Below are 13,274 nucleotides of genomic sequence, written 5' to 3' on the forward strand. Positions count from 1 at the left end.
AATGTTTGATGATAAAATGAACTTGTCTATTCTGTAAGTAAGGAGGGGTCTAAATGAATACAAACGGGGATCATAAGCGTTCTGATGAAGATCAACCCTGGAATCAAACCTTTTCGGAAGATCGTGATGAACATGGCAACTTATCACGTGTAAAGCTTCGTCAGCAAAGTCACAATCACAATATGATTACAATTGTTTTAGTCACGTTGATCATTGTCATTGCTTTAGTCTCATTGGTATATGGTTTGACCAAACAGAGTGCAATGGGGAGCGGTTCCAATCATCATGCGACAGTTGCAATGTCGCAGCCCAGTTCAAAAAAAAAAACCTCAACCTCTGAATCCAGTGTAAAGAAGAAGGCAGCTTCCCAGAAACCTGTTAAAGAAAAGAAGACCTCAAGTGTCTCGTCTTCGGTTTCTTCAAACTCAAGAAGTCGAGCATCCAGTTATTCGACTAATCAGTCTGCTTCAAGCTATAAGGATAATCCATCAACGTCGACTACTGCATCGGACAGTTCTCGGGCGTCATCCGATTCTCAAAGTCAGCAACCAAATACGACTAACCAAACGTCAACTTCCAGTGGCCACGAATACGCCACTGTTCAGGCCGGTCAGGGAATATACAGAGTTGCTGTGAATAATGGATTAACAATGTCACAGTTAATGCGCATGAATGGGTTATCGTCTACTTCACAAATTCATCCAGGTCAAAAGTTGAAGGTTAAATAAGTCTGCCAAGGCTTATTTTTCTTGTCATAATATTAATACTGGACTTATTAGTTAAATTTATTAAAATTAAATGCGGGTATCGGTCATGTTAACCGAAAACCGTTTTAACTAAATTCAAGACAAGTTAGGAATGTAATGATGCATAAAAATGGATTACAAGTAGCAATTGATGGACCAGCTTCTGCTGGTAAAAGTACGGTTGCCAAACTCGTGGCAAAACAATTTAATTATATTTATTGTGATACCGGCGCAATGTATCGAGCAGTCACTTTAAAAACAATCCGCAGTGGGATTTCTTTGGACAATGAAAAGGAGATCTCAGCTATTGTTCGGAATTCAAAAATTACGTTTGCGCCGGATGAAAACGGACAAAAGGTTTTCATCGACGGCGATGAAATTACACAGGACATTCGTTCAGAAAATGTTACAAATTCCGTTTCTGCTGTTGCAGCAATCGCTGATGTCCGAAAGCAACTCAGTGCTCAGCAACAAGAAATCGCCAAAGATGGCGGTATTGTGATGGATGGCAGAGACATCGGAACTGCTGTTTTACCTCGGGCCGAGGTGAAAATTTTCTTGATAGCCAGTGTGGAAGAACGTGCCAAAAGACGGTACAAAGAAAACATCCAAAAGGGAATTAATACGCCACTTGAAGAACTACAGTTAGAAATCGAAGCGAGAGACTACAAAGATTCTCATCGCAAGATTTCTCCGCTTACAAAGGCTGATGATGCGACAGAGATTGATACAACAGCACTTTCAATTGAAAAAGTGGTTTCAGAAATTGCAAAAGTGATTAATTTGAAATTGAATCTTAACTAATTGGTCAATTAACTGGTAATATGAGTGAATTTAAGATAAAATTATGATTAGAGTTGTTTCAAGGAGGAATTGTTTGATGAGTGAAAATGCAAATAATGATAAAAACGATCTATTGAACGCTTTAAATAGCGTTAGTGAAGTTAACGTAGGTGACGTTGTCACCGGTGAAGTCCTTGCGAAGGATGATGAGCAACAATTGATCGTTGGGATTGACGATACAGGTGTTGAAGGTGTTGTTCCTCAACGTGAATTGTCATCTTCCCAAAATTTTGATGATATCAAGCAAGGCGATAAGCTTCAGTTGGTAGTTACATCAAGAATCGGTAGCGATAAAGAGGGCGGCAGCTTTCTACTTTCATCACGTCGTTTAGAAGCACGTAAGGTTTGGGATGAGTTGGCTGAAAAGTCAAAGAACGGTGAAACAATTACTGCCACAGTTTCTCAAGCAGTTAAAGGTGGATTGGTCGTTGATGCTGGCGTTCGTGGATTTATTCCTGCATCAATGATCTCAGACCATTATGTTGAAGATCTCAACCAATTCAAGAATCAAGAACTTGAATTAAAGATTATTGAAATTGATCCAGTTGCAAACCGTTTAATTCTGTCACACAAAGCAATTCTTCAGGCTCAAAAAGCTGAAGAACGTGAAAAGTTAATGGATACTCTTCACGAAGGTGACATTGTTGAAGGTAAAGTTGCTCGTTTAACCAATTTTGGCGCATTTGTTGATTTAGGTGGCATGGACGGGTTAGTTCATGTTTCTCAAATCGCTTATGAACGAGTTGAGAAGCCTTCAGATGTTCTTAAAGTTGGCCAAGAAGTTAAGGTTAAAGTATTGTCAGTTGACTTTGATCGTAACCGTATTTCACTTTCCATCAAACAAACTCTTCCAGAACCTTGGGACGGAATCGAAGAAAAAGCACCTGCCGGCAGCGTTCTTGAAGGAACCGTTAAGCGTTTAGTTGATTTTGGTGCCTTCGTCGAAGTATTTCCTGGTGTTGAGGGCCTTGTCCACATTTCACAGATTGCTCATGAACACATTGCTACACCGGGTGATGTTCTAAAAGTTGGTGAAAAGATTAAGGTTAAGGTTCTCGATGTTGATCCTGATCGAAAGCGTTTAGCACTTTCAATCAAGGCTTTGACTGATAAGCCAAAGGAATCTTCTTCATCATCGAAGAGTTCAAACAGACGACCATCAACAAATGTCGATAATAATTCTAGAAACAATGCGCCTGATGAAGAAACCGGCTTTACGTTTGGTGATATCATTGGTAACGAATTGAAAAAGAATTCTGACGACGATAACAATAACTAAAAAAACAGTTTTTACTGTTTTGTGAGGGAGGTCGAGACAACGCGTCATCGTTTGTCTCTGACCTCTTTCTTTATGCTTTAAATGAAAAATAAAGGAGGCTTTCATAATGGCTATGCCAACGGTTGCGTTTATTGGACGCCCAAATGTTGGAAAATCAACCATTTTTAATCGAATTGCCGGAGACCGGATTTCGATTGTTGAAGATACACCGGGCGTGACTCGAGATCGAATCTATACTCACGCAGAATGGTTAGCAAATGAATTTGCCATGATTGATACTGGTGGTATTCAAATTAGCGATGCACCTTTTAACACTCAAATTAAAAATCAAGCCGAGATTGCAATTGAAGAAGCTGACGTGATTGTATTTATTGTCAGTGCCAAAGAAGGCTTAACCAGTGATGATGAGCAGGTAGCTAAAATTCTTTATCGAAGTGACAAACCAGTTGTTTTAGCAGTTAATAAAGCAGATAATCCAGATGCTCGTGAAGATATTTACGATTTTTACGCACTTGGTTTTGGTGACCCAATGCCGATTTCAGGTGTCCATGGAACTGGGATTGGTGATTTGCTTGACAAAATTGTTGAAAAATTCCCAAAAGAAACCGGGAACGTGCCCAACGACGATATTCGCTTCAGTATTATTGGTCGGCCAAACGTTGGAAAATCTTCTCTGGTAAATGCTATTCTCGGTGAAAATAGAGTGATTGTTTCCGATGTTGCCGGTACAACCCGTGATGCAATCGATACACGGTTTGAGGCAGACAACATCAAGTTTACAATGGTTGATACAGCCGGAATCCGTAAACGAGGCAAGGTATACGAGAATACCGAACGCTACAGTGTCATGCGGGCAATGAAAGCTATTGACCAAAGTGACGTTATTTTGTTTGTTATCAATGCTGAAGAAGGCATTCGTGAACAGGATAAAAAAGTTGCCGGTTATGCTCATGAAGCTGGAAAGGCAATTATTACTGTTGTTAATAAGTGGGATATGCTAAAGAAAACAAACCATACACAGCAGGATTTCGAAACTTTAATTCGAAATGAGTTCCAGTATATGGCTTATTCACCAATCATCTTCGTATCTGCTAAAACAAAACAAAGAATTGAGCAGTTACCGGCTCTTATCAAACGGGTTTATGACAATCATGAAAAACGTGTCCAATCCTCTGCTCTTAACGATGTGATTATGGATGCGGTCGCTGTTCATCCAACACCAACGGTTAATGGCAAAAGGCTGCGTATTTATTATGCAACTCAGGTTGTCTCTGGACCACCAACCTTTGTTGTCTTCGTCAACAATCCGGATTTAATGCATTTTTCTTATGTCCGATTCCTGGAAAATCAAATTCGTGATAATTTTGATTTTAGCGGAACGCCGATTCGGATTATTAAAAGAAGCCGAAAATAAGCTTCTCACTGATTTCTTACTTTGTGAAGCTTTCAAAAGCATTGATTTCAAAGGCATCCGAACAATTTTATCCATCTCAATCACAAACTGCCAATTGCTTGGAGATTTCCGAATTAAAAGGTTGGAAAAAGGGGCCAAAGTTCGCGAATAACAAAGGTTTTGTTAAAATATCACGACTTGATTTCTTAAAAAAAGAGTCAAAATTGTTAAAACTCGGCGATTTCAATAGGAAATTGGATAAAAACATTGCAATGACGGCATTCTTCTGCTATATTTGAAAAAGAAATGATGCTTCAACTGCGTCGTTTTAGCAATTCTGATTCCAACGAATCAAGTTTGTGATGTTTTACATACCTATCTTTGAGGGAGGTGAATACACTCATGGCAAACAAAGCAGAATTAGTAACTAACGTCGCCACAGAAACTGGCTTGACTAAGAAAGATGCTACAGCAGCTGTGGATGCAGTATTTGATTCAATCCAAGCTAGCTTGGCAAAAGGCGAAAAGGTTCAATTGATCGGCTTCGGTAACTTCGAAGTACGTCAACGTGCAGCTCGTAAGGGTCGCAACCCACAAACAGGTCAAGAAATTCAAATTCCTGCAAGCAAGGTACCAGCTTTTAAACCTGGTAAGGCGCTTAAGGATGCTGTTAAATAGTATTCATCTGTTAAGTCAGAACGGCAATTGTCGGACTGGCTTTTTTGTTACTATTTGTTATCAATGGAGGAATTTTATGAGTTATTCACAAACTGCATTAGATCAGCTCGAACGAGGTCAACTTGACGAGTTTGAGCAATCTTTTAAAAAAGCATTAACAAACGATTCTGACGACATATTATATTCGTTGGCCGAGGAACTGTATTCGTTGGGATTTTCCAATTATTCCAAGACAATTTATGAACAACTACTAACCAAATTTCCTGGTGATGATTCAATTAAAATCAATTTAGCAGAATTAGCCATTGATGTGGATAACGATGATTTAGCACTTAACTATCTCTCTCAGATTTCAGAGCAATCGGCCGAATACGTTCGCTCTTTGATGGTTTCAGCCGATTTATACCAGACTCAAGGTCTCTTTGACGTGAGTGAGCAAAAGCTCTTAGAAGCCCAGAGAATCGAACCTGATGAGCCTGTTATTTCGTTTGCACTCGCGGAATTTTACTTTAATACCCGAAATTATCGTAAGGCAATTAATCTATATCTTGATTTAATTAAATCAGGAACACTTGAACTATCTGCAGTAAATTTGGTTGAACGGTTGGGTGTGTCCTATGCTGAGATCGGTAAGTTTGAACAGGCGCTTGGTTACTTGGAACAAATTAAACCGGTTCATATGAATAGCGACGTCAAATTCGAACTTGCATTTACGTACTTTAATTTGAAAGACTATCAAAAAGCCGTTAAAGCCTTTACAGATTTACGAGATTCCGATCCACAATATAGTTCTCTGTATCCTTACCTGGCTGATTCATATGTTGAATTAAAACAAACAGATCATGCACTTAAAACCATTCAAGAAGGCATTTCCATCGACCAATTTAATGAAAAAATTTGGCAAAAGGCCGGTCAGATTGCAACGATGGCTGGAGAGGATGAACTGGCACTAAGATACCTTAAAAAAGGCCATGAGATCGCGCCTGAGGACATGGAAATCCTTAGTCTGCTATCTGACTGGTATATTATCCATGAACAATACAAGGACAATCTGAAGCTTTTAGAGCCATTGGAAGAGGACCATGTCTTTGATGCACATTTGGCCTATAATCTGGCCCAATCGTATCAAGATGTGGGTGAATTTAAAAAAGCCGCCAATAATTACGAACTGGCAAGTCACGAATTAAATGATAATCCTGAGTTCTTAAAACATGCTGCGTTGTTTTATCGTGAAAACGGTCATGTAAAAGAAGAACGTCGCTATCTTAAACATTATTTGGTGCTGGTGCCTAACGATATGGAAATGGCCTCGATGTATGAAGAAGATGAAAACGAAGATTATTAAACCTTACTTCAACAAATAGTCTCTTTAATTTCCGCGTACCGTTTCTAATTTAGAATATGATCAGATGTTGCTTGGTGACACATAAGCTTTGATTTAGTCATCATAAAAAATGTGAGACAAGGGGCAGAAAGTTGCCCTTTGTTTCACATTTTTGTCGGTTATCATCATGATCACAGAAAAAGGGGGCCGGGGCAAAATTACTTTTGTCTCAGCCCTCAAGTTATACATAGCTATTATAATATTTTGAATTTTTTAGGCCGCTTGTAAGTAAATCCCTCGCCAATTGCTTCGTTAACCTCCATAACCGATATAAAAGCTTCCTTGTCAATGGATTCAACAAGCTTTTTAAGCGTATGAAGTTCGCTTGGTGACACAACACAGTAAACGATATCTTTTCCTTTTCGTGAGTAACCGCCTTCAGCCTTTAAAAAGGTTGTCCCACGATTCAACTGTTCCATAATGGCTTCGGAAATGGTCGCAGACTGGTTACTGATAATTAAGATTCCCCGAGCAGCATAAGCACCTTGTTGTGTAAAATTAACAATCATTGAAAAAATCCATACATAAATCAATGTATAAGCCATTTGGCGAATATCCAGATAAATCAATGATGATAAAAGAACCAAGACGTCAATTGCCAGCAGTGTTTTCCCCATCTGAACACCCTTGAACCGTTCAAATAGGCGTGCAACAATATCTACGCCACCGGTCGTGCCACCAAAACGGTATACAATCCCACAGCCAAAACCGCCAAATAGACCAGCTCCAAGGGCGGCAAGCAGTAAATCGTGTTGGATATTAATTTCAATAGGAACTCGCTGCCAGATCCAAAGAAATATTGACAACATTGCGGTACCGTATAATGTGTAAAACATGTCTTTTTTACCTAAATAGCGATAGCCGATTGCGAATAAAGGAATATTGACCAGAATAGTGGAATAGGCTGGATCCATATGGAAAAGAGCCCTCAAAATCAAAGTAATACCGGTTACGCCACCATCTGCAAGATGATTATAAATATTAAAAAATACAATTCCAAACGAATAAATAGCTGAGCCAAGTGCAATGACAACCAAATCAACGACCGAAATATCCAGTTGGAATTTCTTCTTTTTTTGTGCCATATTTTCCCTCCAATATGATTTTTGTGTCCTTCAGTTTGATTTAAAAAGTCGAACATAATAACAAACACTTATCATAGCAAGGTATCTGTATAAAAGGCAATCTTTTTGACAAACTTTTTTCATGTTCAAATTTCTGTTAGAATTGTTTGGTAAATAAATACAAGATGGATGGCGATATTGTGCAAATAAAAAACATGCCAAGTGAATTTAAGAAAGCACTGCCAATCCTGCGAAAAATCGAAGCAGCAGGGTATGAAGCATATTTTGTGGGTGGTTCTGTAAGGGATACAATATTACAGCGGCCAATTCATGATGTTGATATTGCAACAAGTGCTTATCCAAGTGAAGTAAAGGGGCTTTTCAAAAGAACGGCCGATACCGGAATTGAACATGGAACCGTGATGATTTTGGATCATGGGACAGGATATGAAGTAACAACTTTCAGAACGGAATCCGGTTACCAGGATTATCGTCGTCCGGATAAGGTTACTTTTGTCAGATCACTAAAAGAAGATTTAAAACGACGGGATTTTACAATTAATGCATTAGCATTAAGCGAGAATGGTAAAATAACCGACTTGTTTGGTGGCTTGAATGATATGAGCAAAAAAATTATTCGAGCAGTAGGTGATCCAGAAGAACGTTTTAATGAAGATGCGCTGCGAATGATGCGTGCAGTCCGTTTTGCCAGTCAATTAGATTTTAAAATCGAAGAGCAAACATTAACCGGCATTTATGATCACAGTGAGTTACTGAAAAAGATTGCAGTGGAACGAATTCATTCGGAATTTGTCAAAATGATGCTGGGTGTTGACGCTAAAAATGGTTTGAACTTAATGATAAAAAGCCAGTTATATCAATTTGTGCCAGATTTTTCCGAACATTTGACAGTGCTTCAAAAGATTGTCGCTACTCATTTTGATTTGGATAACGAAGTTCAGGTTTGGGCGTTGTTTACATCAATGTTTCAGTTCAATCGTGATCAGGTGATCTCTTTTTTAAAAAGATGGAAGACGGCCAATAAAATAATTAATGATGTTATACTTACAACTGAATTGATTTTTCAGATTAAGTCTCAGAAAGTTGGCAATCTCGAATTATATAAAGCTGGAAAGCAAAATGTTAAAAATGCTGTTACAATTATTTCCAACTATACAGATTTTGATTCAGCAAAATTGATTAAGGCCTATGATCAATTGCCGATTACGACTAAAAAGCAACTCAACGTTACCGGTGGTGACTTAATTAAACGGGGGATTTTAAATCCGGGTCCAAAGTTGGGAGAAACGTTGGGGGCATTGGAAAAAGCAGTCGTACTTGGTAAAATAAACAATCAGGATTCAGAACTAATTGCTGCGGCAATGGCATTAAATAAGGAATGATTAGTGAATGGAAACAATGCGAGTAGAAGGGCTGACAAAAACATATGGTGAAAAAACACTGTTTGACAGCCTTGATTTTTTAATTAACGAGCAAGACCGGATTGGCTTGATTGGCACAAACGGAACAGGGAAAACATCGTTGCTAAATGCTATTTCAGGCCACGATCATGATTCAACCGGAGACATTATTACCTCTAAATCCTATACAATCGGTTATTTGACCCAGAATCCCGAGTTGGATGATCGTTTATCAATCATGGATGCTGTTTTCTCCGGATCCCAAAAGGTTTACCAAACTATCCGAAATTATGAATCTGCCTTGGATAAATATTCAAAGCATCCGGAAGATCAGGATGCCTTGAAGCGGTTTACGAAGGCCGAAGCCAAGATGAACGAAGACGATGCCTGGAATGCACAAAATGATGTTGAAACAATTTTAAGTCAATTAAAAATTACCGACTATCAGCAAAAAGTCGCTGAACTTTCAGGGGGTCAGCGCCGCAGAGTGGGCTTGGCACAAGTGCTTATCCAGTCACCTGATCTGTTGTTACTTGATGAACCAACCAACCATCTGGATTTTGATTCAATTGAATGGCTGGAAAAGTATTTAGCCGGTTACAAGGGTGCACTGATTGTTGTTACCCATGACCGCTACTTTCTCGATCGGGTTGCAAATAAAATCTGGGAACTTTCTTTTGGCAAGCTCTATCAATACGAAGGAAATTACCAAGATTATGTTGAACAAAAGGCAACTCGTGTGCAGGGCGCTATTGAATCGCAACACAAAACGCAACAATTATATAAATCTGAACTGGCCTGGATGAAAACAGGAGCCAAAGCGCGCTCAACCAAGCAGCAGGCCCGGATTAACCGATTTAACGATTTAAAGAAAAACGTTAATACGCTTCAAGTTGATCAGGATGTTGATATTTCTCTGGGTCAAACCCGACTTGGCAAGGAAGTTATTAACATTAAAGATGCTGACCTGGCTATCGATAACCAAACTATCTTAAAGAACTTTAATTTGTTGGTTCAACCAAATGAACGAATCGGGATCAGCGGGGAAAACGGTGCCGGTAAAACGACACTTTTAAACGTGATTGCAGGACGAAAAAAATTGGATTCGGGTATTATTAAAATTGGTGAAACGGTTAAACTAGCTTATTATACACAACTGACCGAACCAATTCCGGATGATAAACGAATGATCACCTATCTAAGCGAAGTTGGTCAACAAGTGACCGATAAAAACGGTCAGAAAATAAGTGTGGCCGAACTTTTGGAACAATTTCTTTTTCCAAGATTTATGCACGGTACGCTGATTCGTAAATTGTCCGGTGGTGAAAAACGGCGCTTGTATTTATTGAAGTTACTGATGCAACAACCTAATGTTTTGTTGCTAGATGAGCCGACAAATGATTTAGATATTGCCACCTTAACGGTTTTGGAAGATTATATTTCTAAATTTCAAGGAACCGTTATCACCGTTTCCCATGATCGCTACTTCTTGGATAAAGTTGCGGATCGCTTATTAATCTTTAAGGGAAACGGTGTAATTGAAGAACACCGGGGCCGGTTTACGGATTATCTAAAGGCTGAGGAAGCTCAGTCTGTAAAACAAACAACTGAAAAAAATCGCGCCAAAAAGAAATCATCCCCTCAGGCAACTGAGCAGCAGGAACAAGCAAGTCAGTCAAAAAAGAAAAAACTCACTTATGCAGAAGAAATCGAATATTCCCATCTCGAAGATGATATTGATAAATTAGAATCTCAAAAGTCTTCCGTTGATGAGCAAATGCAACAAAGTGGTGATGACTACGATAAGTTGGCTGATTTACAACAGAAAAAAGACGATCTGGATTCACAAATTGACAAAAAAATGAAACGTTGGGAATATTTAAGCGATTACGCTGAATCATAATCTGAGGAGGACATCATGATGTTGGAAGATGCTTATTTAAACTTAGAAAAATATGTTCTTGAAAACGGCCATAAGAAGCCTGACCGAACCCATACCGGGACAATTAGTACATTTGGATACCAAATGCGGTTCGACCTTTCAAAGGGATTTCCGTTACTAACAACCAAAAAAGTCCCTTTTGGGTTAATTAAAAGCGAATTATTGTGGTTTTTGCGTGGCGATACAAATATCAAATTTTTGTTGCAGCATAAGAATCATATTTGGGATGAATGGGCTTTTGAAAAATATGTTAAGTCCAATGATTATACTGGCCCGGACATGACTAACTTTTCCCATCGTGCACAGGAAGATCCTGATTTTAATAACCTTTATCAGGAACAAAAGAAGCGCTTTTGTCAATTGGTGCTCGACGATGATACCTTTGCTCAAAAATATGGAGACCTGGGATTGGTATACGGCAGTCAATGGCGGGCTTGGAAAACGTCGACCGGTGAAACAATCGATCAAATCCAAAACGTGATCGATATGATTAAAACCCATCCAGACTCCAGACGCCTCATTGTGTCTGCCTGGAATCCGGAAGATGTGCCGACTATGGCATTGCCACCCTGTCACACAATGTTTCAATTCTACGTTAACGATGGCAAACTCAGTTGTCAGTTGTATCAGCGTTCCGGTGATATTTTCCTTGGAGTACCATTTAATATTGCCAGCTATGCCCTTTTAACATCTTTAATTGCCCGTGAATGTCATTTACAACCCGGTGAGTTTGTTCATACGCTTGGTGACGCACACATCTATTTGAATCATGTTGAACAGGTAAAGGAGCAATTGAGTCGAAAGCCCCACGATGCACCTCAACTGTGGTTGAATCCAGAAAAGAAACACTTAAGTGATTTTAATATGACCGATATCAAAGTAAAAAACTATGACCCTTATCCATCAATCAAAGCCCCGGTTGCCGTTTAAGACTGTAGTGGGCTAATCATTTTAAAAGTCGGAGGAAAGCAATGATCTCTTATATTTGGGCGGAAGATGAAAACGGCTTAATAGGTGCGTCAGGTAATTTACCGTGGCATTTACCTGATGACATGGCATTCTTTAAAAAAACGACGATGGGTCACCCAATTATTTCCGGCGCCCGTACTTTTCGAAGTTATAATCGGCCGCTACCGGGGAGGCAAAATATTGTCCTTTCCCGTCATGGGGACTTTCCAGATGGGGTATTGGTTATTTCGTCAGTAGAACAGCTCTGTGAATTAGTTGACAAGAATCCGAAGGAAAATTATTTTGTCACAGGAGGGGCGAACCTATTTGGCCAGTTACTGGATAAGGCCGATCGACTTTACAGAACAAAGATTCATCATCAATTTACAGGTGACACCTATATGCCCGAAATCAAGTATGCCCAGTTTAATCAACTGACATCAATTGACGGCATCGTTGATGAAAGGAACCGCTACCCACACACATTTGAAGTATTTGAGCGGATTCGATAGTAGTCATTTCTGCAAAGGCTATGTTTGTTTTGGAGAAACTTTGATATAATTGTAGCTGGTTAATTTCAAAATTTTAGATAATTATTTGAAGAAACGAGTGGCGCTAATGGCAAACGTGAAGATTGTAACAGATTCGTCCGCGCAGCTTACAGACGATGAAATAAGTAAATATGGCATTACCGTTGTTCCATTAACTGTGATGATTGATAATACAGTTTATGTGGAACGCGATACAATTAATAATGAAACTTTTGTTCCCAAGATGTTGGCCGCAAAGGATTTACCTAAAACCAGTCAGCCACCAGTTGGCAAATTTGTTGAAACTTTCAATAAACTTGGCGAAGATGGCAGTCAAATCTTATGTCTTAATATGCTCGAGGCAATTAGCGGCACTATCCATGCTGCTGAACAAGCAGCAACAATTAGTACAAGCGATGTAACGGTTGTCGATAGCCAAAGTACGGACAGGGGGTTGGCCTTCCAAGTCCTTGAAGCAGCCGAACTGGCCCAACAAGGTGCCGACATGCAAACTATTCTTAATAAGATTGCAAAAGTCCGCGAAAACACCAGACTGTATTTGTGTGTGATGACATTGGACAATATTGTTAAGGGTGGTCGTCTTCATCCTGTTGCGGGAGCAATTACCAATTTTTTGAACATTAAGTTAGGGCTTCAGGTGACCGGCGGCAAACTGAAAATCGTTTCCAAGGGTCGGGGAGATAAATCTCTCCGTAAGTTCTTCGGACGAATTTTGGAAGATATGAAGAATACACCTGCACTAAAGAAAATTGGTATTTCCTATGTAACTGAAACCAATGTGCTCAAAGAGACCATGACTAAACTTAAAGAAGAGTTTCCAGATGTTCCTCTTTTATATCGGGTAACTTCACCGATCATCTCGACACATACGGGTGAAGGTGCTTTTGCATTGATCTATTATAGTGATCCTGATTAAAACAGATTTGGTAGTGCTGAAGGGCTGGGACAAAACTGATATTGTTTTGTCAACAACCCTTTTTGTGTTAGTGTGTGTAAAGTGTAGAAAGGTAGTCAAGCAGGTGATT

The 13,274-nt window shown here is 39.3% G+C and carries 12 protein-coding genes; 11 read left to right on the top strand and 1 reads right to left on the bottom strand.

Features of this window, described 5'->3' with window-relative positions:
• Positions 1-53: 53 nt before the first annotated feature.
• From GQR93_RS07480 to GQR93_RS07510, 6 genes are all read left to right on the top strand, one after another.
• Complete coding sequence (locus GQR93_RS07480; RefSeq protein WP_003553930.1) at positions 54-728, top strand: LysM peptidoglycan-binding domain-containing protein; 675 nt, start codon at positions 54-56, stop codon at positions 726-728.
• A 138-nt stretch (positions 729-866) separates the two neighbouring features.
• Positions 867-1,550, top strand: a complete 684-nt coding sequence (gene cmk / locus GQR93_RS07485; RefSeq protein WP_375711573.1) for a (d)CMP kinase — start codon at positions 867-869, stop codon at positions 1,548-1,550.
• Positions 1,551-1,626: 76 nt separating this feature from the next.
• Positions 1,627-2,868, top strand: a complete 1,242-nt coding sequence (gene rpsA, locus GQR93_RS07490) for a 30S ribosomal protein S1 (RefSeq protein ID WP_003553935.1) — start codon at positions 1,627-1,629, stop codon at positions 2,866-2,868.
• Positions 2,869-2,974: 106 nt separating this feature from the next.
• Positions 2,975-4,282, top strand: coding sequence for a ribosome biogenesis GTPase Der (gene der / locus GQR93_RS07495; protein WP_003553937.1), 1,308 nt, complete (start codon positions 2,975-2,977; stop codon positions 4,280-4,282).
• Between the two features lie 381 nt (positions 4,283-4,663).
• Positions 4,664-4,939 (top strand): HU family DNA-binding protein, encoded by a 276-nt coding sequence (locus GQR93_RS07505; protein ID WP_003553941.1) that lies wholly within the window; start codon positions 4,664-4,666, stop codon positions 4,937-4,939.
• A gap of 76 nt (positions 4,940-5,015) precedes the next feature.
• Positions 5,016-6,284, top strand: coding sequence for a tetratricopeptide repeat protein (locus GQR93_RS07510; RefSeq protein ID WP_187117459.1), 1,269 nt, complete (start codon positions 5,016-5,018; stop codon positions 6,282-6,284).
• Positions 6,285-6,517: 233 nt separating this feature from the next.
• Here the strand turns inward: GQR93_RS07510 and GQR93_RS07515 are convergent, their stop codons facing one another.
• Entirely contained in the window at positions 6,518-7,408 is an 891-nt protein-coding gene (locus GQR93_RS07515) for a YitT family protein (protein WP_003553945.1), read from the bottom strand.
• A 164-nt stretch (positions 7,409-7,572) separates the two neighbouring features.
• Here GQR93_RS07515 and GQR93_RS07520 point away from each other — a divergent pair, with 164 nt between their 5' ends.
• From GQR93_RS07520 to GQR93_RS07540, 5 genes are all read left to right on the top strand, one after another.
• Positions 7,573-8,790: a CCA tRNA nucleotidyltransferase gene (locus GQR93_RS07520; protein ID WP_003553947.1), complete on the top strand. Its 1,218-nt coding sequence runs from the start codon at positions 7,573-7,575 to the stop codon at positions 8,788-8,790.
• Positions 8,791-8,797: 7 nt separating this feature from the next.
• Positions 8,798-10,711: an ABC-F family ATP-binding cassette domain-containing protein gene (locus GQR93_RS07525; protein WP_003553949.1), complete on the top strand. Its 1,914-nt coding sequence runs from the start codon at positions 8,798-8,800 to the stop codon at positions 10,709-10,711.
• A gap of 18 nt (positions 10,712-10,729) precedes the next feature.
• Positions 10,730-11,680 carry a thymidylate synthase gene (locus tag GQR93_RS07530; protein WP_035444757.1) on the top strand — a complete coding sequence of 317 codons (951 nt, stop codon included), beginning with the start codon at positions 10,730-10,732 and terminating at the stop codon, positions 11,678-11,680.
• 41 nt (positions 11,681-11,721) lie between these two features.
• Positions 11,722-12,210, top strand: coding sequence for a dihydrofolate reductase (locus tag GQR93_RS07535; protein ID WP_003553953.1), 489 nt, complete (start codon positions 11,722-11,724; stop codon positions 12,208-12,210).
• A 106-nt stretch (positions 12,211-12,316) separates the two neighbouring features.
• A complete protein-coding gene (locus tag GQR93_RS07540) occupies positions 12,317-13,165 on the top strand; it encodes a DegV family protein (RefSeq protein ID WP_003553955.1) in 849 nt (282 codons plus the stop codon).
• The last annotated feature ends 109 nt before the right edge of the window (positions 13,166-13,274 follow it).

It is taken from the genome of Lentilactobacillus hilgardii (assembly GCF_009832765.1).
Lineage (GTDB): Bacteria > Bacillota > Bacilli > Lactobacillales > Lactobacillaceae > Lentilactobacillus > Lentilactobacillus hilgardii.

Excerpts from the sequence above, each read along its gene's own strand:
- GQR93_RS07480 (WP_003553930.1), top strand. The coding sequence starts at position 54 with ATGAATACAAACGGGGATCATAAGCGTTCTGATGAAGATCAACCCTGG.
- cmk (WP_375711573.1), top strand. The coding sequence starts at position 867 with ATGCATAAAAATGGATTACAAGTAGCAATTGATGGACCAGCTTCTGCT.
- rpsA (WP_003553935.1), top strand. The coding sequence starts at position 1,627 with ATGAGTGAAAATGCAAATAATGATAAAAACGATCTATTGAACGCTTTA.
- der (WP_003553937.1), top strand. The coding sequence starts at position 2,975 with ATGGCTATGCCAACGGTTGCGTTTATTGGACGCCCAAATGTTGGAAAA.
- GQR93_RS07505 (WP_003553941.1), top strand. The coding sequence starts at position 4,664 with ATGGCAAACAAAGCAGAATTAGTAACTAACGTCGCCACAGAAACTGGC.
- GQR93_RS07510 (WP_187117459.1), top strand. The coding sequence starts at position 5,016 with ATGAGTTATTCACAAACTGCATTAGATCAGCTCGAACGAGGTCAACTT.
- GQR93_RS07515 (WP_003553945.1), bottom strand. The coding sequence starts at position 7,408 with ATGGCACAAAAAAAGAAGAAATTCCAACTGGATATTTCGGTCGTTGAT.
- GQR93_RS07520 (WP_003553947.1), top strand. The coding sequence starts at position 7,573 with ATGGATGGCGATATTGTGCAAATAAAAAACATGCCAAGTGAATTTAAG.
- GQR93_RS07525 (WP_003553949.1), top strand. The coding sequence starts at position 8,798 with ATGGAAACAATGCGAGTAGAAGGGCTGACAAAAACATATGGTGAAAAA.
- GQR93_RS07530 (WP_035444757.1), top strand. The coding sequence starts at position 10,730 with ATGTTGGAAGATGCTTATTTAAACTTAGAAAAATATGTTCTTGAAAAC.
- GQR93_RS07535 (WP_003553953.1), top strand. The coding sequence starts at position 11,722 with ATGATCTCTTATATTTGGGCGGAAGATGAAAACGGCTTAATAGGTGCG.
- GQR93_RS07540 (WP_003553955.1), top strand. The coding sequence starts at position 12,317 with ATGGCAAACGTGAAGATTGTAACAGATTCGTCCGCGCAGCTTACAGAC.